Below are 24,750 nucleotides of genomic sequence, written 5' to 3'. Positions count from 1 at the left end.
ACGGCGTACGGGCCCACCGCCCCGGTCTGGAAGGATCCCCGCATGACCGTCACCCGCGCGCTTCCGGGCCGCAACGCGTCACCGCGCACCGCCCGCGCCATCAACGACCGCCTCGCCCTGCGCCTCCTCCAGCAGGAAGGCCCGCTCACCGCGGGGCAGTTGAAGGAACTCACCGGAATGTCCCGGCCGAGCGTCGCCGACCTCGTCGAGCGGCTCCAGGACTCCGGACTGATCGAGGTGGTCGGCGAGGCGGGCGAGGACAGACGCGGGCCCAACGCGCGGGTGTACGGCATCGTCGCCGACCGGGCGTACGTCGCCGGACTCGACATCCGCGTCGAGAGCATCGGCGTGGAGATCGCCGACCTCCTCGGCCGCACCGTCGCCCGCGCCGACCTGCACGTCCCGGACGGGGCCGACCCGGCCGGGACCGTGGCCGAGGGCGTGGCCCTGCTGCGCCGCGCCATCCGCACCGCGGGCGCCACCGAACTCCACACCGTCGCCTGCGGCGCGCCCGGCCTCGTCGACCCGGAGACCGGACGGCTGCGCGCCGCCAACGCGCTGCGCTCCTGGCACGCGGACCTGGTCGACGAGATCCGCTCCCGGCTCGGCGTGCCCGTGCTGCTGGAGAACGAGGTCAACCTCGCCGCCGTCGCGGAACAGCGCGTGGGCGCCGCGCGGAACGACGACACCTTCGTCCTGCTCTGGATCGGCGGGGGAGTCGGCGCCGCCGTCGTCCTCGACGGCAAACTGCGCCGCGGCGCGTCGGGCGGAGCCGGCGAGGTCGGCTTCCTCCCGCTGCTCGGCACCCCCGAACTGCCGACCGCCACCGACTGCGACAACGGCTACCACGGGCTGGTCGGCAGCCGCGCCGTCTGCGCCCTCGCCCGCGAGCACGGAATCCCCGTCGGGGGCGCCGACGAGGCCGAGGGGGCCGCGGCGGCCGTCACCGCCGCGCTCGCCGGAGGCGCCGCCACCGAAGGCTTCCTCGCCGAGCTGTCCACGCGGATCGCCGTCGGGGCCGCCGCCATCTGCGCCGTGCTCGACCCCGGACGGGTCGTCCTCGCCGGTGAGGTCGCCCAGGCCGGAGGGGCCGCCCTGGCCGAACGCGTCGCCGAGTGCCTCGGACGCATCTCGCCGCTGCCGACTGTCGTACGGGCCAGCGCCGTGCACGGCGGCGCCGTCCTGCGCGGGGCCGTGGTCACCGCCACCGACGCGGCCCAGGAGGAGCTGTTCGCCCCCGCGGTGTGAGGCAGGGCACACGGACGCCCTGGAGGCCGCGGGGGTGTGCGTGGCACACTGGTGCCGTACCAGTGACGTTTGCGCACTCCGGGGTCGGTGTAATTCCGAACCGGCGGTTACAGTCCGCGACCCGTCCGCAGCCAGCGGCCGGTTGACCAGGTGAAATTCCTGGACCGACGGTGAAAGTCCGGATGGGAGGCAGTGCGCGGCGGGCGTTCACTCGGGTACGCCGCCGTCAGCGGCCCCGCGCGCACAGCGCGAGCGGTCCGCGGCCGTCACCGGCGTACGCGATGGTTCGGTTTCCCCGCTCAGCATCCCAACGCCCCGGAGTCCGTGCCCGAAGAGGCAGGAGGACCCGGTGGCCACCGCCACGGAAACCGACGCGATGCGACGCGCTGTCGCGCTGTCGGCCCGCGCGCTCGGAGACACCGCCCCCAACCCGGTCGTCGGCTGCGTGATCCTCGACGCCGAGGGCGCCCGGGTCGGCGAGGGCTGGCACCAGCGGGCCGGCGGCCCGCACGCGGAAGTGCACGCGCTGTTCGCGGCCGGTGAGCGGGCCAGGGGCGGCACCGCCCTGGTGACGCTCGAACCCTGTAACCACACCGGCCGTACCGGCCCCTGCGCCCAGGCGCTCATCGAGGCCGGGATCGTCCGCGTGGTCTACGCGGTCGCCGACCCCAACCCGTCGGCCTCCGGTGGCGCCGCCACCCTGCGCGCGGCGGGCGTCGAGGTCGAGAGCGGACTCCTGCGGGACGAGGCGGAGGCGGTCAACGTCGCCTGGCTCACCTCGGTCCGCCTCGGCCGCCCGTACGTGCGCTGGAAGTACGCCGCCACCCTCGACGGCCGGATCGCCGCGGCCGACGGTTCGAGCCGCTGGATCAGCTCCGCCGAGTCCCGCGCCGACGTGCACCGGCTGCGCGCGGAGTCCGACGCCGTCGTGGTCGGCTCCGGCACCCTGCGGGCCGACGACCCCCATCTGGCCGTACGCGGTATCGACGGGGTGACCCAGCCGCTGCGCGTCGTGGTCGACACCCGGGCCCGTACCACCGCTGACGCCCGCGTGCTGGACGACGCGGCGCCGACGCTCATCGCCGTCGGCGAGGACGCCGACACCTCCCACCTGCCGGGCGTCGACACCGTACGCCTGCCGTACGCCAGGACCGAGGACGGTACGGAGGGCGGCGGCGTCGACGTGGCCGCGCTCCTGGCCGCACTGCACACGCGCGGGGTGCGCTCGGTACTGCTGGAGGGCGGGCCGACGCTGGCCGGGGCGTTCGTCGCCGCCGGAGCCGTCGACGCGGTCACCGCGTACCTGGCGCCCGCGCTGCTCGGCGCCGGGCCCAACGCGCTCGGCGACGCAGGAATCACCACCATCGCGCAGACGTTGCGGCTCGACGTGACCGATGTCGCCCGCCTCGGGCCCGACGTGCGCGTCACGGCCGTACCGGCCGTGTCCCACTCCTCCCACTCTCCTCAGGAGCGCTGAAGTGTTCACCGGAATCGTCGAAGAACTGGGTGAGATCACCGGCGTCGAGGACCTGGGCGACGCCAGCCGCTTCCGGGTCCGCGGACCCGTCGTGACCGAAGGCGCCAAACACGGCGACTCCATCGCCGTCAACGGCGTCTGCCTGACCGTGGTCGACTTCGGCGAGGACGACTTCACCGCCGACGTGATGGCCGAGACGCTGAACCGCTCCAGCCTCGGCGCGCTCGGCCCCGGCTCGCGGGTCAACCTGGAGCGCCCGATGGCACTGGGCGGGCGGCTCGGCGGCCACCTCGTCCAGGGCCATGTGGACGGCACCGGCGAGGTCGTCGAGCGCAAGCCCGCCGAGCACTGGGAGATCGTCAAGATCTCGCTCCCCGACGACCTGTCCCGCTATGTGGTCGAGAAGGGCTCCATCACCGTCGACGGCATCAGCCTGACCGTGGTGGAGGCGGGCGCCGACTTCTTCACCGTCAGCCTCATCCCGACCACCCTCGCGCTGACCACGCTCGGCCTCAAGCAGCCCGGCGACCCGGTCAACCTCGAAGTGGACGTCATCGCCAAGTACGTCGAGCGGATGCTGGGCGAGCGCGCGGCCGTCACCGGGCAGGATCCGGAACCGGAGGCCGTGAAGTGAGCGCCCTGCACTGGCTGAACAGCGAGGCGTTCACCGCCTTCGACCAGCACGTGATGTGGTCGGACATGATCGGCAATCTGCTCGGTCTCGGCGCGCTGGCGCTGGGCTGGCGGCGCGCGATGCTCACCTGGCCGGTCCAACTGCTCTCCGGTGCCGTGCTGGTGGCCGCCTTCTGGGCCGCGCACCTCGGCGGCGGCGTCGGCAAGCAGTTCGTGGTGATCACCGTCGCCGTGTGGGGCTGGTACCAGTGGCGGCGCGGCCGGGACGGCAGCGGACGGCTCGCGGTCCGCTTCGCCACCTGGCGCGAGCGCGCGGTGCTCGTCGTCGCCACCGGGCTCGGCACCGTGGCCGTCGCCTCGCTCTTCCTCGCCTACCCGTCGCTGTCCTGGAACCCGTGGCCCGACGCGTACATCTTCGTCGGGACGCTGGCGGCGATGGTCGCCCAGGCGCGCGGCTGGGTCGAGTTCTGGTTCGCCTGGCTGGCGGTCGACGCCGTCGGCGTACCGCTCAACTTCCACAGCGGGCTGCCGTTCTCGGGCCTGGTCTACATCATCTACTTCTTCCTGGTGATCGTCGGGATGTACGCCTGGTGGCAGCAGACCAGGGCCGCCGCGGCCACCACCGCTTCCGACGCAGCCGCTTCCGACTCCACCTCGCAGAACACCGTTCCGGAGGGAGTGACGGCATGAACGCCGTGACCGCACTGCACAACGACTGGTACGAGGACGGTGACCTGGTGCTCGACCCGGTCGAACAGGCCATCGCCGACATCGCCGCGGGCCGCCCGGTCGTGGTGGTGGACGACGAGGACCGGGAGAACGAGGGCGACCTCGTCGTGGCCGCGCAGAAGGTCACGCCCGAGATCGTCGCCTTCATGATGACCGAGTGCCGCGGGCTGATCTGCGTACCGCTGGAGGCCCCCGACCTCGACCGGCTCGACCTGCCGCAGATGGTCGACGCCAACACCGAGTCGATGCGCACCGCCTTCACCGTCACGGTCGACGCGAGCGCCGAGCACGGCGTCACCACCGGCATCTCGGCCGCCGACCGGGCCGCCACGATACGGCTGCTGGCCGACCCCGCCTCGCGGGCCACCGACTTCGTCCGGCCGGGACACGTCTTCCCGCTGCGCGCCAGGCCCGGCGGCGTCCTGGTCCGCAACGGCCACACCGAGGCGGGCGTGGACCTGGCCCGGCTCGCCGGACTGCACCCGGCCGCCGCCATCGTGGAGATCGCCCGCGAGGACGGCACGATGGCCCGGCTGCCCGAACTGGTGCCCTTCGCCCGCAAGCACGGTCTGTCGATCATCTCCATCGAGGACCTGATCGCGTACCGCCGCTCGTCGGAGCCCACCGTCCGCCGCGAGGCCGAGACCACGCTGCCCACCGCCTTCGGCGACTTCCGTGCCTTCGGCTACCGCTCCACCACCGACGGCGTCGAGCACATCGCGCTGGTCGCGGGCGACATCGGCGACGGCACCGACGTCCTGGTCCGGGTGCACTCCGAGTGCCTGACCGGTGACGTCTTCGGCTCGCAGCGCTGCGACTGCGGCCCACAGCTCCAGACCGCGCTGCGCAAGGTCGCCGAGGAGGGCCGGGGCGTGGTGCTGTACCTGCGCGGCCACGAGGGCCGGGGCATCGGCCTGATGTCCAAGCTGCGCGCGTACGAACTCCAGGAGCGCGGCCGGGACACCCTGGACGCCAACCTCGAACTCGGCCTGCCCGCCGACGCCCGCGACTACGGCGCCGCCGCGCAGATCCTCACCGACCTCGGGGTCGGCTCGCTGCGGCTGATGACCAACAACCCGGCCAAGACCGGCGCGTTGGTCCGGCACGGCCTCGACGTCCTCGGCAGGGAACCCATGCCGGTCGCCGCCGGGGAGCACAATCTGCGCTATCTGCGTACCAAGCGGGACCGGATGGGTCACGACCTGCCGTGGCTCGACGCGGGCCAGAGCACCACCTGCGCCAACCAGTAGCCCGGCCGGGCCGGCGGGACCGCGCGTCCGAAGCGCGTCCCGAGCGCGTCCCGACGACGTTCCGAGCACGTCCTGAGCATGTCCTGACCACATCCTGACCACGTCCTGATACGGACGATTGCCATGAGACACCTGATGGCCTTGATACGGGCGATCAGCTTGATACAACCGGCACGACAGCACATCGAGCACCGAGGAGAGAAGTGAGCGGTAAGGGCGCCCCCGAGCTGACCGTGAAGAACTGCGGCGACCTGCGTGTGGCCGTGATCGCGGCGCAGTGGCACACCCAGGTGATGGACGGCCTGGTCGACGGGGCGATGCGCGCCCTGCACGACCTCGGCATCGACGAGCCGACGCTGCTGCGCGTGCCCGGCAGCTTCGAACTGCCCGTGGTCGCCAAGGTGCTGGCCGGCCGCGGCTACGACGCGATCGTGGCGCTCGGCGTCATCATCCGCGGCGGCACCCCGCACTTCGAGTACGTCTCCCACGGCGTCACCGCCGGGCTGACCCAGGTCGCCGTGGACAGCGGCGTGCCCGTCGGCTTCGGCGTCCTCACCTGCGACACCGAGGAGCAGGCGCTCGACCGCGCCGGACTGCCGGGCTCGAATGAGGACAAGGGGCACGAAGCGGTCACCGCGGCCGTCGCCACGGCCACCATCCTGCGCTCGGTCTCCGAACCCTGGCGCTGAGCAGGCGGCGGTTCCCCGTAGGCTAGGGCCACCATGGCCAACAAGACATTCGAGCAGCTCTTCACCGAGTTGCGGCACAAGGCCGCCACCGGCGACCCCAGCACGTCCCGCACCGCCGAGCTGGTGGGCAAGGGCGTGCACGCGATCGGCAAGAAGGTGGTCGAAGAGGCCGCCGAGGTGTGGATGGCCGCCGAGTACGAGGGCGCCGACGCCACCGCCGAGGAAATCTCCCAACTGCTGTACCACGTTCAGGTGATGATGGTCGCCCGGGGTATCTCCCTCGACGACGTCTACGCCCATCTCTGAGCGCGTACGCGACCCGTACGCGCTCAGAGACAGCCGGCCACCACCCCTGCCACCCGTACCGCTGCCACCCGTACCGCTCCACAGCCCTGCCCACGAGCCGAGACTCTCTTCAGAGAAGGAAACCGTCCTCATGCTGCGCATCGCCGTCCCCAACAAGGGCTCATTGTCCGGACCCGCGGCGGCCATGCTCCATGAGGCCGGTTACCGGCAGCGCAAGGAGTCCAAGGAGCTCGTGCTGGTCGACCGGGACAACGAGGTGGAGTTCTTCTACCTGCGCCCGCGCGACATCGCGATCTACGTCAGCACCGGCCGCCTCGACATCGGCATCACCGGCCGGGACCTGCTGCTGGACTCCGGCGCGGTCGCCGAGGAGATCCTCCAGCTCGGCTTCGCCCGCTCCACCTTCCGCTACGCCGCCGAGCCCGGCACCGCCGACACCGTCCAGGACCTCAACGGCAAGACGGTGGCGACCTCGTACGAGGTCGTCGTCGAGAAGCACCTCGCGGACAACGGCATCGAGGCGTCCGTCGTCCACCTCGACGGCGCCGTCGAGACCGCCATCCAGCTCGGTGTCGCGCACGCCATCGCCGACGTGGTGGAGACCGGCACCTCGCTGCGGAACGCCGGGCTCGAAGCCTTCGGCGAACCCATCATGGAGTCCGAGGCCGTGGTGATCCGGCGCACCGGGGCCGACCCGGACGAGCCCAAGGTCCGGCAGTTCCTGCGCCGCCTCCAGGGCGTCCTGGTCGCCAGGCGCTACGTGATGATGGACTACGACATCCGCGTCGAGCAGGTCGAGAAGGCCGTCGCCCTCACCCCGGGCCTGGAGTCGCCGACCGTCTCCCCGCTGCACCACGAGGGCTGGGTCGCGGTCCGCGCCATGGTCCCGACCAGCGACGCCCAGCGGATCATGGACGAGCTGTACGACCTGGGCGCCCGCGCGATCCTGACCACCGGCATCCACGCCGCGCGGCTGTGACCGGCGCCGAGGACCGTACGCGGGCGGCGCTCGACGGGCTGCCGCGTACCTTCCGCCCCGTCGTCACCCGCGTGGTGCTGCTGTCCCTGGGCGCAGCGCTGGTGGTGGCGCTCACCGTCGTCGCGCTGATGATGCCGCACGACGGCGCCGGGCCCTGGAGCACCGGCGACCGGATCACCGTGATCATGATGGGCGTGCTGATCGCCGCGGTGCTCGCGCTGCTCAGCCGCCCCAAGGTGACCGTGACGGCCGACGGCGTGACCGTGGTGAATCTCACGGTGAAGCGGCGGCTGGCGTGGGCCGAGGTGGTGCGGGTCAATCTGCGGCCGGGCGACGCCTGGGTCCATCTCGACCTCGCCGACGGCACGACGCTGCCCGTGATGGGCATCCAGCCCGGTATCGCCAAGGAGCAGGCGCTGCACGACGCCAGGCTGCTGCGCTCGCTGGTGGAGACGCTGGGCGAGGCGCAGGGCACGACGTCCGCCGGCCACTGAGCGCGCGGCGGTGCGCGCCGCCCCACGCGTCCGCGGGCGCTCCGTCCACGGACCGGGCCGCGATCCGTCCGTGACCTTTCCGCGAACCCGTCCGCGAACCCGTCCGTGAACCCGGCCCCCGCCGTCCTTCGCGGGCGCGGCACCAATGGCTACTCTGGGGGACGAACGGCGCCCACCGCGCTTGCCCCGCACCCCTGGAGCACCGCCCGCGGGGCCCCGACCAACCAAGGAGTGACACTCACACCCCGATGGACGAACCGTCCGGTAGTACCTGCGCCGCCCCTCCCTCCCGGGAATCCGGAGCGGCGGCCTCATGAGCACCTCACTGCTGCTGCTCGCGGCAGCCCTCGTCCTGATCCTTGCCAACGGCTTCTTCGTCGCCGCCGAATTCGGCCTGGTGACCGTGGAGCGCCCCGCGGCCGAACGCGCCGCCGCGGCCGGTGACCGCCGGGCCCGCAGTGTCGTGGCCGCCCTGCGCAAACTCTCCTTCCAGCTCTCCGGCACCCAGCTCGGCATCACCATCACCTCGCTGGTCGTCGGCATGCTGGCGGAACCCGCACTCGCCGACCTGCTGACCGGCCCGCTGACCTCGGCCGGGGTCCCGGACGGCGCCGCCCCCGGCGTCGCCGTCGTCGTCGGCATGATGGTCGCCTCCGCCGTCCAGATGGTGATCGGCGAACTCGTCCCCAAGAACTGGGCGGTCTCCCGCCCGCTGGCTGTCGCCCGTGTGGTGGCCGGACCGCAGCGCGCCTTCTCGCGGGTCTTCCGGCCCGTCATCGAGGTGCTGAACACCGCCGCCAACCGGCTGGTGCGGCTGGTCGGCGTCGAGCCCGCCGACGAGCTGGCGTCCGCCCGCACCCCCACGGAACTGGTCTCCCTGGCCCGGCACTCGGCGCTCGCCGGGACGCTGGAGCAGGACACCGCCGACCTCTTCGTGCGCACCCTGTCGCTCGGCGACCTCATCGCGGAGAACGTGATGACGCCCCGCGTCCGGGTCAGCGCGCTGGAGGACACCGCCACCGCCGCCGACGTGCTCAATCTGACCAGGGCCACCGGCCTGTCCCGCTTCCCGGTCTACCGGGAGCGGCTGGACGACATCATCGGCATGGTCCACCTCAAGGACGCCCTCGCCGTCCCCGCCGAGCGCCGCGACCGCGTCTCCGCGGGGACCATCGCGGTCGCCCCGCTGCTCGTCCCGGAGACCCTGCCGGGCCAGCAGCTCCTGGAGCTGCTGCGCAGCCAGCAGCCGATCGCCGTGGTCGTCGACGAGTACGGCGGCACCGCCGGGGTCGTCACGCTGGAGGACATCGTCGAGGAACTGGTCGGCGAGGTGCGCGACGAGCACGACGCCGCCGACCTGCCCGAACTGGCGCAGGTCCCGGCCGCCGAGGCCGACGGTCCCGCCTGGGACGCCGACGGAAGCTGCCGGATCGACACCCTGGCCAGAATCGGCCTGCTCGCCCCCGAGGGACCCTACGAGACGGTCGCCGGCCTCGTCGCCGACCTGCTCACCCGGATCCCCGAACCGGGCGACGAGGCCGAACTGCCCGGCTGGCGGCTGCTGGTCCGCGAGGTCACCCACCACCGGGCCGAACGCGTACGGATCGTGCGTACGGATCGCGTCGCGGGGGAGGCGACCTCGTGATGAGCGCTCTCCAACTCCTGTTCGCCGTCCTGCTGGTGCTCGGCAACGGCTTCTTCGTCGGCGCGGAATTCGCCCTGGTCTCGGTCCGCCGCAGCCAGATCGAACCGCTCGCCGCCGAACAGCGCAGGGCCCGTACCGTGCTGTACGGCCTCGAACACCTCCCGCAGATGATGGCCGCCGCCCAGTTCGGCATCACCGTCTGCTCGTTGACCCTCGGCGCGGTCGCGGAACCGACCGTCGCGCACCTGCTGGAACCGATCTTCGAGGCGGTGCGCGTCCCCGAGGACTTCGTGCACCCGATCGGATACGTCCTGGCACTGGCCGTCGTGGTCTTCCTGCACCTGGTGATCGGCGAGATGGTGCCGAAGAACCTGGCGATGGCCGCGCCGGAGAAGACCGCGCTGTGGCTGAGCCCGGGTCTGGTCGGCTTCGCCAGGGTGTTCCGCCCGGTGATCTCGGTGCTCGGCACCTGCTCCCGGCTGATCCTGCGGGCCTTCGGCGTGGAGCCCAAGGACGAGGTCGACTCCGTGTTCACCAGCGCGCAGCTGACCGTGCTGGTCGAGGACGCCCGGCAGGCCGGGCTGCTCGACATCGACGAGCAGGAACGCCTGGAGGACGCGCTGGAGCTGGGCACCCGCCCGGTCACCGAAGTGCTGCTCACCCCGGCGGAGTTGATCACCCTCGACCCGGCCGCCACCCCGCGGCAGGTCGAGGAGCTGACGGTGCGCACCGGGTACTCGCGGTTCCCGATCGCGGGCGCGGGCGCGGACTTCCTCGGCTACCTCCACGTCAAGGACGTCCTCGACGTGGACGACCTCGACCGGCCCGTGCCGCAGCGGCTCTGGCGGCCGATCACCACCCTGCGGGCCGACCTGCCGCTGGACGACGCGCTCACCGCGATGCGGCGCGCCGCCTCGCACCTGGCCGCCGTCGCCGACGCCTCGGGGCGGGTCCTCGGCCTGGTCGCGCTGGAGGACGTCCTCGAAATGCTCGTCGGCGAGGTGAAGGACCCCGCCCACCGCGCGCCTTCCCCCGCCCGGGAGGTGCCCGTCCCGCACGCCGCGGAGGATTCCGGCGAACTGGTCCGGTAGGCAGTGCCCGGAAGGGGCGTGCGAAGCCGCTGAAGACGCGGTCCGCACGCCCCTTCCGGATCTCGTCCCGGCGGCCCGGTACTACTCGACCGGGTCGGTCGGGGTCGCTCCGGGCCCGCGCCCGGAGAGGACTTCGCCGTACGCCTGCATGAGATCGGGCAGGCGCAGGGTGGACAATTCGTCGCGGCTCGGTGAGGCCGGGTACTCGGACAGCCGCAGGTCCCGGTAGGCGCAGCTCTTCTCGTACAGGGTGCGCAGCAGCCGTCCGTTGCCCAACTCGTCGATCCAGCCCTGGTCCACCACGTGCCCCGCGATGGCCTTCAGCTCCTCCAGCGCCTCCTCGTCCCAGCGGTCGCCGTTCTCCGCGGCGAGGACTTCACCGATCCGGGTGAGTTCCAGCGGCCGGTAGCTGGGGAAGTCGACGCGGGTGGTGAAGCGGGAGCTGAGTCCGGGGTTGGCGGCCAGCAGCCGGTCCATCCCCTCGGGGTAACCCGCGAGGATGACCACGAGCCGGTCGCGGTTGTCCTCGGCGCGCTTGAGCAGCACCTGAAGCGCCTCGTCGCCGTACGCGTCGCCCTTGCTGTAGCCGGAGTTGGACAGCGCGTACGCCTCGTCCACGAAGAGCACGCCGCCGAGCGCGGAGTCGATCAGCTCATTGGCCTTCACCGCGGTCTGGCCGAGGAATTCGCCGACCAGATCGGAGCGTTGGGCCTCCACCAGGTGGTCGCCGCCGAGCAGTCCGAGCGCGTAGAAGACCCGGCCGAGGATGCGGGCGACGGTGGTCTTGCCGGTGCCGGAGGGCCCGGAGAAGACGAAGTGCCGTTTCGGCGGCTGCACCGGCAGGCCCTGCCCGGCCCGCAGCCGGGCCATCCGCAACTGCGCGGACAGCGCCTTGACCTGGCGCTTGACCGGCTCCAGACCGACCATCCTGTCCAGTTCCGCCAGCGCCTGGGTGAGCAGCACCGGGTCGGAGCCGCCCATCGGGACCTGCACCGGCAGCGACCCGCCGAGCGGGGCGGCGGACCGGTCGCGTACGTCGTCGTCCAGCGGGCCCGCGGACAGCAGCGACTCGTCGGGCTCCGGTCCCGGACCGCGGCCCTCGCCGGGGTCGGCCAGCAGCGCGGACTCCATGTCGGCGCCGCCCTCCGGCATCGCCTGCCCGGTCCCGGCCAGCGACACGGCCGCCAGCCCCACGCCCTCGTCGAGGCCGTCGTCGGTCTCGTGGATCGCGGCCAGCCGGGCGGAGGTGTCCATGAAGGCGGGGTCGACGCGGTGCACCGCCCGGTAGAGCGGCACGGCCGCCGCCGTACGCCCGGTGCCCTCGTACGCGCGGGCCAGCCAGTAGCGCAGCTCCTTGCGCTGCGGCTGCTCGCTGCGGCAGCGCATCAAGGCGGCGGCCAGCAGCGGCTCGGCCTGGCCGCACATCTCCAGCCTGACCCTGGCCATGCCGCCGAACAGCCCGGCCTCGATGCCGAGTACGGGATCGCCCAGCAGCGGCTCGGTGTGCCGGACCAGCCGCTCCCAGTCCTTGACGAGATAGGCGCGGCAGGCGTGCAGGAAGCGGACCTGCGGATCGGTGTCGACCGGCGGGCAGTCCGCCAGGGCCCGGTCCAGCTCGGCGACATGGCGGCCGTCCAGCCAGTGCGAGGCGTGCGCCAGCAGCAGGTCGCGGCTGGTCTCCAGCACCGGCTGCACCCACCAGCCCAGCCAGTACCAGGAGTTGAGGGTCCTGCGGTGGGCGGCTCGCTGCTCGCCGAAGCGGTCGCGGTGCCGGTACATCTGGAGCAGCGCGGTGGCGGTGTCGGCGCGCAGCGCGTGCAGCCCGAGCCAGGCGTCCGCCATGCCGGGGTCGATCCGGACCGCGGTCCTGAACTCCTCCTCGGCCTGGACGTAGGCGCCCATCGTGTACGCGTCGACGCCGCGCAGCCAGGCGAGATCGGCCGGGGCGCCCGGACGCTCGGTGCCGAAGTCCATCAAGTCCCCACCAATCGTTCCCCCGCGCCGCACTGTCGCCCGCTGTCCCAACCCGTGCGCACCGGGCGGGAGTTGGGACAGGCGACAGTCCACCCCCGGCTGCCGGTCCGCCCTTTTCGCATCGTACCCGCGATGTCCCGCGGGCCGTAGGGTGCCGTGACCTGGGGGACAGCGGGAATCCGCGCGAGCGCGGGGAACTCGGCCCCGACGTACGGCCGTCGGGCGGTGACCGTGAGTGAGAAAAACCGGCTCTCGACGGGCCGATTCCGGCCCGGAGACAGGGCAGAGCCCCCGGTCACGGGGGAACAACCGGGGGCTCCGCGTCTTGTCAACGGCCGTCTCCGGCCGCTTGTTGAAAACGTAAGTGCTGGATACCCGGCCGGTCAAGCGGTGTTGACGGACGTGTGCCCGGCGGCGGGGGAGTGGCGGCGGGCTGCCGCCGAGCCGTCACTCCCGGTGATCGCGGGCGGGGTTCGGGACGGCCCGGCAGCCGTCGGCGTCGTCGGTCTGGCGCACCAGAAGGTCGGCGAAGGGGCGGGACGGATCGGCGGCGAAATGCGCGTCCTCCGCGCGAGTCCAGCCGGTCCAGAAACGCGCCAGTTCCGGTCCGTCGCGCAGCAGTCCGCGCTGCCGCGCGGTCGCCGGGGGCACCTCCAGCCACAGCAGCAACGCCAGATACGGGCGCAGCGCTTGCCGCCCGCTGCCGACGCCGTCCAGCAGCACGACCGGCGCGGCCGGGATCTCCCGCTCGCCCGCGAAACGGCGCGCCGTCCAGTCGTACACCTGGTGCCGGGCGGCCCTTCCCCCGCTCAGCGGCGTCAGCACCTGTTCGACCAGGCGGCCGGTCCACTCGAACGGCTCCTCGTGCGTGGCCAGGTCGTCCAGATGGACGACGGGCGCGCAGCCCAGCTCCGCCGCCAGCCGCCCGGCCAGCGTGCTCTTGCCCGAGCCCGCGTGCCCGTCCACGGCGATCAGCCGCGTCCGCCCGCAGGACGGCTCCGCCCCGTCGAGCAGCCGCCCCAGCTCCCGTACCGTCAGTCCGTTCACCCCCCGACCTTACGGCGGGCCCCGCCCGGCGGCCCGCGCGCCGTCGCGTGTCCGGGGGCTCGGGGCCGCTCACCCGCCACCGCTGCCCGCGCCGCCGGGGGCGCCCCGGTACGGTGCGAAGGTGACCCACTCCGAGAGCGGCGGCGCAGCCGCATCCGTGCTGTACACCTCCGAGCGCCTGGCGAGGGCGCGTGCCGAGGCCGAAACGGCGGGCGTCCAGGCCCTGCTGGTGGCGCCCGGCGCGGACCTGCGCTACCTCACCGGGTATCAGGCGCTGCCGCTGGAGCGGCTGACATGCCTGGTGGTGCCGGTGGAGGGCGAGCCCTTCCTGGTGGTGCCGCGACTGGAGAAGCCCGCCGCGCAGGCGTCGCCCGCCGGCGGGCTCGGCATCGAGATCGTCGGCTTCGACGAGACCGACGACGCGTACGCGCTGATCGCCCGGCGGCTGCCCGCCGCGGTGGCCCGCTTCGCCGTCGACAACCACATGTGGGCGGAGAAGCTGCTCGCCTTCCGGGCCGCGCTCCCGGACGCCGAGGCCGTCCTCGCCGGTGACGTGCTGGCGGAGCTGCGGATGCGCAAGACCCCGGCGGAGATCGCGGCGCTGCGCCGCGCGGGCGCGGCGATCGACCGGGTGCACCGCAGGATCGGCGAGTGGCTGGTGCCCGGCCGCACCGAGCGCGAGGTCGCCAAGGACATCGCGGACGCCATCATCGAGGCGGGCCACGAGCGGGTCGACTTCGTGATCGTCGGCTCGGGGCCGAACGGCGCGAGCCCGCACCACGAGGTGTCCGACCGCGTGATCAGGGCGGGCGACCCGGTGGTGATCGACATCGGCGGCACCACCGCGGAAGGCTACTGCTCGGACTCCACCCGCACCTACGCCGTGGGAGAGCCGCCCGCCGCCTTCCGTGAGCTGTACGACGTGCTGCTGCGCGCCCAGACCGCGCAGACCGCGGCGGTCCGGCCCGGTGTCACCGCGGAGGAACTGGACGCCGTCGGCCGGGACATCATCACCGACGCGGGCTACGGCGAGCACTTCATCCACCGCACAGGACACGGCATCGGCCTGGACACCCACGAGGAGCCGTACATCGTGGCGGGCAGCAAACGCCCCCTGGAGCCGGGAATGGCGTTCTCCGTGGAACCGGGCATCTATCTGCCCGACACCTTCGGCGCCCGCATCGAGGATATTGCCGTCTGTACGGAAAGCGGTGGCGAGCGGCTCAATCTGACAGGGCGTGACCTGGTGGTTCTTCCCTGTTGAGCGCCAGTGGTCCAGTCCAATATTGTTCCCGGCGCGCGGCCGGAAACCCTGGTGGAAACGGCCGGTGAACGACGATAGTTGGGGCCACCTGTCATGCACTCGTAGGAGCGGGCAGGAATTCCCGATCACATCGAGGGGAACACCGCCATGACCAGACCCGCGCCCCGGCGTGCCGTACTGACCGCCGCGCTCGCGGCGGCCGCGGCCACCGCGACCGCGTCCGCGCAGTCCGCCTCCGCCGCCCCGGCCACCGCCTCCGGCGCGGCCGTTCCCGACGCCGCGCGACACCAGGCAGGCGGCGGCACGCCCGACGCCGCCCCCGTCGACTACCACGGCTGGACCTCGCTGCCCGACTGGCTGTTCGGCACCCACCGCGGCACGCTGCCGCTGCCGGGCCGCCGGCCCGGCGTGGTCATCGGCCGCGCCACCGGCACGCTCGACTACACCGACCCGCACACCGGCACCACCGCGACGTGGGAGTCGGCCACCTGGACCTCGCCGGTCCGCCGGGTGCCGCACCCCGCGAGCGAGCTGATCGCGTCCTGGAACGCGCACACCCCCGCGGGCACCTGGATCCAGATCGAACTGCTCGGCACCTACACCGACGGCACCGCGACCCCGGCGTACGTCATGGGCCGGTGGACCGCGGGCGACGGCCCCGAGGACATCCGCCGCACCTCGGTGGACGACCAGACCGACGGCAAGAGCAGCATCTGGACCGACACCTTCTCCATCGACGACACCACCGCCGGGCCGCTGCTGGCCTCGTACCGGCTGCGGCTGACGCTCTTCCGCAAGCCCGGCAGCCGCGCCACGCCCACCGTGTGGCGGCTCGGCGCGATGGCGTCCAACATCCCGGACCGCTTCACCGTCCCGGCGTCGGTGCCGGGCGTGGCCAAGGGCGTCGAACTCCCGGTGCCGCGCTACTCGCAGAACATCCACAAGGGCGAGTACCCGGAGTACGACAACGGCGGCGAGGCCTGGTGCAGCCCGACCTCCTCGACGATGGTCATCGAGTACTGGGGCCGCGGCCCCACGGCCGCCGACCTGGCCTGGGTGAACCCCGCCTACGCCGACCCCCAGGTCGACCAGGGCGCCCGCTACACGTACGACTACCAGTACGAGGGCTGCGGCAACTGGCCCTTCAACGCGGCCTACGCGGCCACGTACAAGGACCTCCAGGGCGTCATCACCCGGCTGCGCTCGCTCGACGACATCGAGCGGCTGATCAAGGCCGGTATCCCCGTCATCACCTCGCAGTCCTTCCTCGCCACCGAACTGGACGGCGCGGGATACGGCACCTCGGGCCACCTGATGTGCATCGCGGGCTTCACTGCGGACGGCGACGTCGTCGCCAACGACCCGGCCAGTTCCAGTGACGACGCGGTGCGCAACGTCTACAAGCGCGCCCAGTTCGAGACCATCTGGCTGAGGACCAAGCGGATCAACGCCACCGGCGGCGTCAGCGGCGGCACCGGCGGTGTCGCCTACGTCTACTTCCCGGCGCAGCCGAGCCCCGGTCAGCGCCGTGCGCTGGCGGCGGTCGGCATCGTCTGACATCCGTCCGTCCAGCCGTCTCCGGTCGTCTCCGGTCGTCTGTCCGGCCGACCGGCCGACCGGCCGTTTCCGGCCCGGCCCCGCTCCTCGTACGCGAGGGGCGGGGCCGGGTGCGTGCGGGGTGCGTGCGGGGGCGGACAGGCCGTCGCACGTGGGGAATTGGACTCGAAGTGGTAGAGACCAATTCGTGGTTTAGTCCAAAGGTCTGGACCAACTATTGACGGGTTCGCGTCACCGCAGGATTCTGTCTGCCACGTTCCCCCACAGGAGGCTAGACGTGAACCGTCTCAAAGCAATCGGCTCGGGCGTGGCCGCCGTCGCCCTGGCCGTGGCCGGGCTCGGTACCGTTGCCGCTCTCGGCCCAAGTCAGGCCAGCGGAGCCACGGTCTCGACGAACGCCCTGACCAACAACTGGTACGCCGCCGCCCCGTATCTGATGCCCAACGACAACAACCCGCCGAGCGCGACCGCCATCATGGACGCGACCGGCCTGAAGGCGTTCCAGCTCGCCTTCATCCTCGCCCCCAACGGCGGTGGGTGCAGCCCCACATGGGACGGGACCAGTGCGGTGTCCTCCGACACCGCGGTGGCGAACGTGATCTCCGCGATCCGGGCCAAGGGCGGAGACGTGTCCGTCTCCATCGGCGGCTACGGCGGCACCAAGCTCGGCCAGGCGTGTTCCGACGCCGCGTCCACGGCCGCCGCGTACCAGCAGGTCATCACCAAGTACCAGCTCAAGGCGATGGACTTCGACCTGGAGGAGCCGGAGTACGAGAACACCGCGGCCGTCGCGCGCGAGATCGGCGCGGCCAAGATCCTCCAGCAGAACAACCCCGGCCTGTTCATCTCGGTGACCACGGCGGGCACCGCGGCGGGCACCGGCTGGTTCGGCCAGCAGATGCTCAACGAGGCCAAGTCGCAGGGCTTCACCCCCAACAACTTCTCGATCATGCCCTTCGACGGCGGCTTCAACGGGGCGGCGTCGCAGACCAGCGCGCTCACCGCCTTCAACGGCCTGCTGAAGACCACCTTCGGCTGGGACACCGCCACCGCGTACGCCCACGAGGGCTTCTCCGGCATGAACGGCCGCAGCGACACCGGCGAGTTCTTCTACCAGGCCGACTTCCAGACCGTGCTGGACTACGCGACCAGCCACGGCATGGGCCGCTTCACCTTCTGGTCGCTCAACCGCGACCGCCAGTGCAGCCCGCCGGACAACAACGGCAGCACCTCGGGCACGTGCAGCAGCGTGGCGCAGAACTCCTGGGACTTCGCCAAGTACTCGGTGAAGTTCGCGGGCGCCACGCCTCCCACCAACCCGCCCACGACGCCGCCGACCACACCGCCGACCACCCCGCCCGGCGGCGGCACCTGCACGGTCGCCCAGTGGGCCGCCTCCGCCGTCTACGTCGGCGGCAACGAGGTGGCGCACAACGGGCACAAGTGGAAGGCCAAGTGGTGGACCACCAACGAGGAGCCCGGCACCACCGGTGAGTGGGGCGTGTGGCAGGACGAGGGCACCTGCTGACCGGCCGCCGGCCGCGACCGTCCGACGTTCCGGGGCGGCGACCGCACAGGCCGCCGAACCGCTGTCGGTCGAACTGGTCTGAACTGGTCTGATGCTGTCCGAAAATCTATCGCGGGTCCGCGGCCGTCACCGGCAGCGGACCCGCGCTGGTGTGTGCGCGAGTCCGCATCTGCGCGTTTTCGCATATGCACATGCTGGTGGTTGTTGACCAAAAACGGACCCTGGATCTCCGGTCGCGTGTTTCACTCCGAACACGTGATCAGTAGCCTCACAGGGTAGACAGGTGCGCGCCCGTCGGCCGAACCACCGTGTGCGACGCGCCCGTTGAGCCCGATGACCTGGAGACAGCAACCGTGACCGACCGTCCTTCCTGGGCCCCGCAGGGCATCGACCTGACGGTGCCCAGCGTGTCCCGGATCTACGACTACTTCCTCGGTGGCTCGCACAACTTCGAGGTGGACCGGGAGGCGGCGCGGCTGGCCATGCGGGCCATGCCGGGGGCGCCCAAGATCGGCCAGGCCAACCGGGCGGTCATGCACCGCGCCGTGCGCTTCGCGATGGACCGCGGCATCGACCAGTTCCTCGACATCGGCTCCGGCATCCCCACCTTCGGCAATGTGCACGAGGTGGTGCAGCGGGCCAACCCCGACGCCCACGTGGTGTACGTCGACAACGACCCGGTCGCCGTCGCCCACAGCCGCGCCGTCCTGGAGGGCAACGACAAGGCGACCATCGCCGCCGCCGACCTCCGCGACCCCGGCTCGGTGCTGGACAACCCCGAGACCAAGCGGCTGCTGGACTTCGACCGCCCCATGGGCCTGCTGCTCGTCGCCGTCCTGCACTTCCTGTCCGACGCCGACCATCCGAACGAGGTCGTCGCCGCGCTGCGCGACGCGCTGGCCCCCGGCAGCGTCCTGGTCGTCACCCACGCCACCCTCCAGTTCGGCCCCGTCCCCTCCGGACAGCGCGGTGTCCAGGCCGTCTACCAGCGCACCGCCACCCCGCTGATCATGCGCACCAAAGAAGAGGTGGAACGCTTCTTCGACGGCTTCGAACTCGTCGAGCCCGGCGTCGTCCCGCTGCCGCACTGGCGCCCCGAGGCCCCGCTCAGCGACGACGACGACCCCGCCGTACTCCACGGTCTCGCCGGTGTGGGGCTGAAAGCGTGACCGCGCTCCCGGCCGCGGCCGGAAACGAGGGCGCGCACGCGCCCGACGCACGCCCCGGCGACAATCTGCGCAGATTCGCCGCCATTTGGGCACGCGCCATCTACCCGGTGACGGTCACCTCGATGACCCGCGCCGAGTTCGAGGACCACCTGGTGCCGCTCACCCGTGTGCTGAGCGACACCCTCAGGGGCCGCCCGTTCGACCCCCGCCCGGCCGCCGAGGTCGGCACCGCCCTGGTCGCCGCGCACTGCACCGACCCCGAGGCGCTGCCCAGCATCCTCGGCGTCATCGACGCCTACCTCGTCCTGTACTGCCCGCCGGGCCCCGGCCTCGACACCGACGACTGCCGGGCCCGCTGCTCACGCCTCCAGCACGCGGTCGCCGTCGGCTTCTCGCGGGCCCTGCGCGAACGCACCCTGCGCGAGCAGGAGTCCATCATCCGCGCCGCCCTGGACGCCCAGCGCGACGCCGAAGGCGCCCTGGCCGCCAGCGAGGCCCGCTTCCGCGCCGTCTTCGAGGGCGCCGCCCTCGGCATCGGCATCGCCGACCTCGACGGGGAAGTCCTCGAGGTCAACGACGCGATGACCCGGATGTTCGGCAGCGAATCCCTGACCATGCGCCGCAATGTCACCGAGTGGGTCCACAAGGACGACGGCACCGGCACCGGCACCCGCCGGCTCAACGGCGAGCTGGTACGCGGCGAACGCGACACGTACGGCGTCGAGCGCGCCTACCAGCGGGTCGACGGCACCATCTTGTGGGCCAACGTCCGGGCGTCCCTGCTGCGCGACGCCACCGGCCGCCCGCAGTACCAGCTCGCGCTCGTCGAGGACGTCACGGAACGGCGCGGACTGCTGCGCCGACTGCGCCACCAGGCGACCCACGACGCGCTCACCGGACTGCCCAACCGCGCCCTGTTCTTCGAACGCCTCGACGCCGCGCTCGACGCCGACCCCGCCAACGGCACCAGCCGCATCGGCGTCTGCTACCTCGACCTCGACGGGTTCAAGGCCGTCAACGACAGCCTCGGCCACGCGGTGGGCGACCAGCTCCTCGTCGCCGTCGCCGAACGCCTCCAGTCCTGCGTCACCTCGCCCGACCAGCTCGTCGCCAGGATCGGCGGCGACGAATTCGTCGCCCTCTACACCGACCCGCCGAGCCTCGCCGCCGTCACCGCGCTCGCCGAACGCATCCTGGACGCGCTGTCCGCCCCCGTCCTGCTCGACGGCCGCGAACTGCCCGTCCACGGCAGCATCGGCATCGTCCACGGCCCCGTCGAGTCCCGGATCGCCGCCGACGTCCTGCGCAGCGCCGACATCACGATGTACCGCGCCAAGGAACAGGGCGGCAACCGGTACGAGGTCGCCGACCCGGTCGCCGACGCCCGCGCCATCACCCGGCACGGCCTGACCAACCAGCTCCCGAGCGCCCTGGAACACGACGAGTTCTTCATCGAGTACCAGCCCCTCGTCGGCCTCGACGACGGCGCCGTGCACGGCGCCGAAGCGCTGGTGCGCTGGTGCCACCCCACCCACGGCATACTCGGGCCCGACCAGTTCATCCCGCTCGCCGAGAGCACGGGACACATCGTCGGCCTCGGCCGCTGGGTCCTGGAGCGGGCCGCCCGCCAGGCGTACGCCTGGCAGAGCGAGCACATCGGCGGCGGTCCGCCGCCACGGGTGAACGTCAACCTCTCACCGATCCAGCTGCACCACCCCGAGCTGGTCCAGGAGGTCTCCCGCGTCCTGGAGGACACCGGCCTCGACCCCGCGTCGCTCTGCCTTGAGGTCACAGAGAGCGCTCTGATCGGCGCCGACGAGGACACCCTCAAGCCCCTGCGGCAGATAGTCGACCTCGGCGTCTCCATCGCCCTCGACGACTTCGGCACCGGCTACTCCAACCTGTCCTCCCTGCGCTGGCTCCCCGTCAGCGTCCTCAAGCTCGACCGCTCCTTCACCCGCGGCATGCGCGGCCACGCCGCCGACCCCGTCGACCTCAAGATCGTCGGCGGCATCGTCTCCCTCGCCCACGCCCTCAACCTGACCGTCACCGTCGAAGGCGTCGAGACCCGCACCCAGGCCGACCATCTGCGCGCCCTGGGCTGCGACACCGGCCAGGGCTGGTACTACGCCCGCCCCGGCCCGCCGGAACGGCTCCACACCCTGTCGCTGGCCGACGCAAGCTAGCCGCCCGGTCCGCCGTCACGGCTCCGCCAGCGCGCGGGGCCGTGAGAAACGACGCACTTGAGTGCGTCGGGCGGCCGTCGGGGCGGAGCCGCGCGGCCCACGTGGTGGAATCAGGCGGTACGCGAGCCCGTGGTCCGTCCGAGGAGAGCCCCCTGAACACCGCCGCCGCGGAGACGATCTCCGCCCTCGCTCTCCTGCTGGTCCTCGGCTTCGCCGTCCTGCGCCCGCGCGGCTGGCCCGAGGCGGTGGCCGCGGTGCCCGCCGCGGGACTGCTCATCGGCATCGGGGCGGTGACGCCGTCCGCCGCCTGGCACGAGACCAGGGAACTGCTGCCGGTCGTCGGCTTCCTGGCGGCCGTGCTCGTCCTGGCGGAACTGTGCGCCGACGACGGTCTGTTCACAGCGGCGGGCGACGCGGTCGCGCGGGCCTGCCGGGGCGAGCCCAAACGGCTGCTGGCCGGGGTGTTCGTCGTGGCCGCGCTGGTCACGGCGGTGCTCAGCCTGGACGCGACCGTCGTCCTGCTCACCCCGGTGATCATCGCGACGGCCGCACGGGCGGGCGCCAAGGCGCGCCCGCACCTGTACGCGACCGCGCACCTTGCCAACTCCGCCTCCCTGCTCCTGCCGGTCTCCAACCTCACCAATCTGCTGGCCTTCACGGCCGCCGGCGTGTCCTTCACCCGCTTCGCGCTCCTGATGACCCTGCCGTGGCTGCTGTCCGTCGGCATCGAATACGCCGTCTTCCGCCGCTACTTCGCCGCCGACCTCGCCGTCCGCGAGCACCCGCCGGAGCAGGGCGAGCCGCCGGCCGTACCGGTGTTCACGCTGGTCGTCCTCGGCCTGACCCTGGCCGGCTTCGCGGTCACCTCGCTCGGCGGCCTCAACCCCGCCTGGGCGGCGCTCGCGGGCGCGCTGGTCCTGGGCGTACGGGCGCTGCGCCGCCGCCGGGCGACGGTCCGCGGCCTGGTCGCGGCGGCCGGGCCGCTGTTCTGCCTGTTCGTGCTCGCCCTCGGCGTCGTGGTGAAGGCCGTGGTCGACAACGGCCTGTCCGACGCCGCCGACCGGGTGCTGCCGCACGGCAGCGGCCTGCTCGCGCTGCTCGGGACCGCCGCGTTCGCCGCCGTCCTGGCCAATCTGATCAACAACCTGCCCGCCGTGCTCGCACTGCTCCCGCTGGCCGCCGCGGGCGGCCCCGGCCCCGTGCTCGCCGTGCTCATCGGCGTCAACCTCGGCCCCAACCTCACCTATGCGGGCTCGCTCGCCACCCTGCTGTGGCGGCGCGTGCTGCGCGACCACGGCACCGACTCCGACCTGGGCACCTTCACCCGGCTCGGGCTGCTCACGGTGCCGCCGACGCTCATCGCCTCCACGGTCGCGCTCTGGGCGGGCCTGCGGCTCACCGGAACCTGACCGGCGCCTTCCCCGTCAGCTCCGCTTGGTGAGCGTGCTCGGGGCGCCCTCGGCCTGCGGCCCCGCCTCGATCCGCAGGGTGCGCGCGTCCGTCATGGAGACGGAGTACTCATGCCCTGTCAGACAGGTCAGCGACGAGTCGGGGTCCGTGGGCTCGGCGGCGGTGACCCGCAAGGTCATGGTGTTCCCCCGGACCTGCGCCAGCGACAGCGCCTCCGTACAGCCCCGCTCCGCCCCCGTGCCCGCCTCGGGGATGTTGCTGACGTCCTGGCCGACGGCCTCGCCGCGCGCCCCCGCGTGCAGGGTGAGCGTGACGGTGAACCGGTCGCTGCGCGGCTGGCCCCCGCTGCCGCTCGGATTGCCGGGCCCCGTACCGACCCAGGTGCCGACCCACGAGGCGGGCAGCGCGTCGGCGGGCGCGGAGGTGTGGGTGCTCGTGCTCGGGCCGGGATTCCCGTTGTTGTCGTCGCCGGAGCCGCGCTGCTGGTCGAGGATCACGCCGACCACCACGCACAGGGCCAGCACGCCCGCGACGACCAGTCCGACGCGGGCACCGCGGCCCATCCCCGGCGCGCGGCGCGCGGCACCCCACGGCGCGGGCTGCGGCCCGGAGTACGGCCCGGTGGGCCGGACGGGGCCGGACACGGGCGACGGTGTACGCGGCGGCGCGTACGCGGCGTGCGGGGGAGCGGGTGTCTGGCCTCCGGAGCCGGGGCCGCGGCCGGGCGCGGTCAGCGGCGCCGTGGGGGAGTAGGGCGACGGCCCCACGGCGGCCGTCGGGTCCGCCAGCAGCGTGCGGACCCGCGCTTCTCGGCCGCGCAGTTCGTCGGTGAGGCCGGGCGGCGGGACCTCGTGCCACACGCCCGTACGGTGCCCCGCCTCCCGCAGCAGCGCCAGCGCCTCCTCGGCGGTCGGCCGGTCGGCCGGTTCCTTGGCGAGGCACGCGTGGACCAGCGGCGCCACTGCGTCGGGCAGCCCGGTGAGGTCGCCGTCCTCGTGCACGATCCGGTACATCAGCGCGGGCGTCGACGGCTCCTCGCCCGGCCGGTTGAACGGGCCGTGCCCGGTCCCCGCGTAGACCAGTACGGCCGCCAGCGCGAACAGGTCGCCGGGCTCGGCGGACGCGCCCGCGGTCGCCTGCTCGGGCGCCATGTAGCCGGGGGAGCCGATCACCCCGCCGGTCCTGGTGTGCCGGGAGTCCTCCGCGGCCCGCGCGATGCCGAAGTCGATCAGCAGCGGCCGGTCAGGGCCGAGCAGTACGTTCGACGGCTTCACGTCGCGGTGCGCGAGACCCACCGCGTGCACCGACCGCAGCGCCTCGCAGAGTTCGGCGGCCAGCGACGCCAGGGCCGGTTCCGGCAGCGGGCCGTGCGCCGAGACCCACTCGGCCAGTGAGGGCGCCGCCACGTACTCGGTCGCCAGCCACGGGGGGCGGGTGCCGGGCGGGCTGTAGTCCACCACAGCCACCGTCCACGGCGAACGCACGCGGTCCGCGTGGCGGATCTCCCGCGCGAACCGTTCCCCGAAGCCGGGGTCGAGCCCGAACTCGGACCGTACGGTCTTCAGCGCCAGTGCCCTCCCGGCGGGGGTGCGCGCCAGATAGACCTGTCCCATGCCGCCCGCGCCGAGCCGCGCGAACAGCGGGTATCCGCCGACTGTGCGCGGATCCGTGGCGTCCAAGCTCTCCATGGGCAGCAGCGTAGGGCCGCTCGCGGCCCCGTGGGAGCGTGATCGTACTCATCCGCCTCCGTCGCCGTACTCACCTGTCACTCCAGTCGTGTCTTGCTTCTTTTCCCGCCCACCCGCCCACCCGTGCGGGTGTTTTTTCGTCTGCGGGTGCCGCTTGTGCCTGGTCGGTGCCGGTCCGGGGCACCTCCTCGAAATGCGGCTACCTGGCCTTGCTCATCCGGCACCGTCCCTGTCACCGCATTTCTGCGGGGGCACCCCGGCCCGTCCCCTCCCGGTACGTCGGCGTCCGCCTGTCCGGTGGGGGTGGCCGGGAGGGGGTGGGTGGGCTCGGGTACGTCGGCGTCCGACGGTCCGCCTGGGGCGGATGGGACGGGGTGGGTGGGGGC

At 72.7% G+C, this 24,750-nt stretch carries 20 protein-coding genes and 1 riboswitch; of the genes, 17 read left to right on the top strand and 3 right to left on the bottom strand.

The features are described from left to right. Positions 1–42 precede the first annotated feature (42 nt). The 11 genes from ACZ37P_RS19640 to ACZ37P_RS19590 all read left to right on the top strand — a co-directional run bounded on the left by ACZ37P_RS19640 (position 43) and on the right by ACZ37P_RS19590 (position 10,541). Positions 43–1,248, top strand: a complete 1,206-nt coding sequence (locus ACZ37P_RS19640; protein WP_355347079.1) for an ROK family transcriptional regulator — start codon at positions 43–45, stop codon at positions 1,246–1,248. A gap of 69 nt (positions 1,249–1,317) precedes the next feature. Further along, positions 1,318–1,448: riboswitch (FMN riboswitch) on the top strand. Positions 1,449–1,597: 149 nt separating this feature from the next. Next, complete coding sequence (ribD, locus tag ACZ37P_RS19635) at positions 1,598–2,725, top strand: bifunctional diaminohydroxyphosphoribosylaminopyrimidine deaminase/5-amino-6-(5-phosphoribosylamino)uracil reductase RibD (RefSeq protein ID WP_391160749.1); 1,128 nt, start codon at positions 1,598–1,600, stop codon at positions 2,723–2,725. Position 2,726: 1 nt separating this feature from the next. After that, positions 2,727–3,359: a riboflavin synthase gene (locus ACZ37P_RS19630; protein ID WP_355347085.1), complete on the top strand. Its 633-nt coding sequence runs from the start codon at positions 2,727–2,729 to the stop codon at positions 3,357–3,359. Next, positions 3,356–4,048: a nicotinamide mononucleotide transporter family protein gene (locus tag ACZ37P_RS19625; RefSeq protein WP_188279813.1), complete on the top strand. Its 693-nt coding sequence runs from the start codon at positions 3,356–3,358 to the stop codon at positions 4,046–4,048. The genes ACZ37P_RS19630 and ACZ37P_RS19625 overlap by 4 nt, the downstream gene beginning before the upstream one ends. Continuing rightward, positions 4,045–5,337 carry a bifunctional 3,4-dihydroxy-2-butanone-4-phosphate synthase/GTP cyclohydrolase II gene (locus ACZ37P_RS19620; RefSeq protein ID WP_391160747.1) on the top strand — a complete coding sequence of 431 codons (1,293 nt, stop codon included), beginning with the start codon at positions 4,045–4,047 and terminating at the stop codon, positions 5,335–5,337. The genes ACZ37P_RS19625 and ACZ37P_RS19620 overlap by 4 nt, the downstream gene beginning before the upstream one ends. Before the next feature lie 203 nt (positions 5,338–5,540). Next, positions 5,541–6,026 carry a 6,7-dimethyl-8-ribityllumazine synthase gene (gene ribH, locus ACZ37P_RS19615; protein WP_188279812.1) on the top strand — a complete coding sequence of 162 codons (486 nt, stop codon included), beginning with the start codon at positions 5,541–5,543 and terminating at the stop codon, positions 6,024–6,026. A 33-nt stretch (positions 6,027–6,059) separates the two neighbouring features. Then, on the top strand, positions 6,060–6,332 hold the full coding sequence (locus ACZ37P_RS19610; RefSeq protein WP_188279811.1) for a phosphoribosyl-ATP diphosphatase: 273 nt from the start codon (positions 6,060–6,062) through the stop codon (positions 6,330–6,332). Between the two features lie 130 nt (positions 6,333–6,462). Next, positions 6,463–7,311, top strand: a complete 849-nt coding sequence (hisG, locus tag ACZ37P_RS19605; RefSeq protein WP_355347093.1) for an ATP phosphoribosyltransferase — start codon at positions 6,463–6,465, stop codon at positions 7,309–7,311. Beyond that, positions 7,308–7,805, top strand: a complete 498-nt coding sequence (locus ACZ37P_RS19600) for a PH domain-containing protein (protein WP_355347096.1) — start codon at positions 7,308–7,310, stop codon at positions 7,803–7,805. Before hisG ends, ACZ37P_RS19600 begins: the two co-directional genes overlap by 4 nt. 313 nt (positions 7,806–8,118) lie before the next feature. Continuing rightward, positions 8,119–9,450 (top strand): hemolysin family protein, encoded by a 1,332-nt coding sequence (locus ACZ37P_RS19595; protein WP_391050613.1) that lies wholly within the window; start codon positions 8,119–8,121, stop codon positions 9,448–9,450. Continuing rightward, positions 9,450–10,541, top strand: a complete 1,092-nt coding sequence (locus ACZ37P_RS19590) for a hemolysin family protein (protein ID WP_355347102.1) — start codon at positions 9,450–9,452, stop codon at positions 10,539–10,541. The genes ACZ37P_RS19595 and ACZ37P_RS19590 overlap by 1 nt, the downstream gene beginning before the upstream one ends. 81 nt (positions 10,542–10,622) lie before the next feature. Here the strand turns inward: ACZ37P_RS19590 and ACZ37P_RS19585 are convergent, their stop codons facing one another. Next, complete coding sequence (locus ACZ37P_RS19585; protein ID WP_391050616.1) at positions 10,623–12,515, bottom strand: AAA family ATPase; 1,893 nt, start codon at positions 12,513–12,515, stop codon at positions 10,623–10,625. A gap of 447 nt (positions 12,516–12,962) precedes the next feature. Beyond that, positions 12,963–13,562 (bottom strand): uridine kinase family protein, encoded by a 600-nt coding sequence (locus ACZ37P_RS19580; RefSeq protein ID WP_467347676.1) that lies wholly within the window; start codon positions 13,560–13,562, stop codon positions 12,963–12,965. 121 nt (positions 13,563–13,683) lie between these two features. Between ACZ37P_RS19580 and ACZ37P_RS19575 the strand changes: the two genes are divergently transcribed. From ACZ37P_RS19575 to ACZ37P_RS19550, 6 genes are all read left to right on the top strand, one after another. Then, positions 13,684–14,826, top strand: a complete 1,143-nt coding sequence (locus ACZ37P_RS19575; protein ID WP_355347111.1) for a M24 family metallopeptidase — start codon at positions 13,684–13,686, stop codon at positions 14,824–14,826. A 147-nt stretch (positions 14,827–14,973) separates the two neighbouring features. Next, positions 14,974–16,383, top strand: a complete 1,410-nt coding sequence (locus ACZ37P_RS19570; protein ID WP_391160740.1) for a peptidase C39 family protein — start codon at positions 14,974–14,976, stop codon at positions 16,381–16,383. A gap of 277 nt (positions 16,384–16,660) precedes the next feature. Next, positions 16,661–17,911: a carbohydrate-binding protein gene (locus ACZ37P_RS19565; protein ID WP_355347117.1), complete on the top strand. Its 1,251-nt coding sequence runs from the start codon at positions 16,661–16,663 to the stop codon at positions 17,909–17,911. 353 nt (positions 17,912–18,264) lie between these two features. Beyond that, entirely contained in the window at positions 18,265–19,080 is an 816-nt protein-coding gene (locus ACZ37P_RS19560) for an SAM-dependent methyltransferase (protein ID WP_391050623.1), read from the top strand. Next, positions 19,077–21,266, top strand: coding sequence for a putative bifunctional diguanylate cyclase/phosphodiesterase (locus ACZ37P_RS19555; protein WP_467347673.1), 2,190 nt, complete (start codon positions 19,077–19,079; stop codon positions 21,264–21,266). The genes ACZ37P_RS19560 and ACZ37P_RS19555 overlap by 4 nt, the downstream gene beginning before the upstream one ends. Positions 21,267–21,418: 152 nt before the next feature. Then, positions 21,419–22,675, top strand: coding sequence for an SLC13 family permease (locus tag ACZ37P_RS19550; RefSeq protein WP_467347703.1), 1,257 nt, complete (start codon positions 21,419–21,421; stop codon positions 22,673–22,675). A gap of 15 nt (positions 22,676–22,690) precedes the next feature. Here the strand turns inward: ACZ37P_RS19550 and ACZ37P_RS19545 are convergent, their stop codons facing one another. Further along, on the bottom strand, positions 22,691–24,364 hold the full coding sequence (locus ACZ37P_RS19545; RefSeq protein WP_467347671.1) for a serine/threonine-protein kinase: 1,674 nt from the start codon (positions 24,362–24,364) through the stop codon (positions 22,691–22,693). Positions 24,365–24,750 lie beyond the last annotated feature (386 nt).

Source organism: Streptomyces sp. NPDC024632, from assembly GCF_055559175.1.
Note: the sequence above shows the minus strand (reverse complement) of the source record. Positions and strands in the feature narration are given on the sequence as shown.

Excerpts from the sequence above, each read along its gene's own strand:
- ACZ37P_RS19640 (WP_355347079.1), top strand. The coding sequence starts at position 43 with ATGACCGTCACCCGCGCGCTTCCGGGCCGCAACGCGTCACCGCGCACC.
- ACZ37P_RS19620 (WP_391160747.1), top strand. The coding sequence starts at position 4,045 with ATGAACGCCGTGACCGCACTGCACAACGACTGGTACGAGGACGGTGAC.
- ACZ37P_RS19610 (WP_188279811.1), top strand. The coding sequence starts at position 6,060 with ATGGCCAACAAGACATTCGAGCAGCTCTTCACCGAGTTGCGGCACAAG.
- hisG (WP_355347093.1), top strand. The coding sequence starts at position 6,463 with ATGCTGCGCATCGCCGTCCCCAACAAGGGCTCATTGTCCGGACCCGCG.
- ACZ37P_RS19595 (WP_391050613.1), top strand. The coding sequence starts at position 8,119 with ATGAGCACCTCACTGCTGCTGCTCGCGGCAGCCCTCGTCCTGATCCTT.
- ACZ37P_RS19590 (WP_355347102.1), top strand. The coding sequence starts at position 9,450 with ATGAGCGCTCTCCAACTCCTGTTCGCCGTCCTGCTGGTGCTCGGCAAC.
- ACZ37P_RS19585 (WP_391050616.1), bottom strand. The coding sequence starts at position 12,515 with ATGGACTTCGGCACCGAGCGTCCGGGCGCCCCGGCCGATCTCGCCTGG.
- ACZ37P_RS19570 (WP_391160740.1), top strand. The coding sequence starts at position 14,974 with ATGACCAGACCCGCGCCCCGGCGTGCCGTACTGACCGCCGCGCTCGCG.
- ACZ37P_RS19545 (WP_467347671.1), bottom strand. The coding sequence starts at position 24,364 with ATGGAGAGCTTGGACGCCACGGATCCGCGCACAGTCGGCGGATACCCG.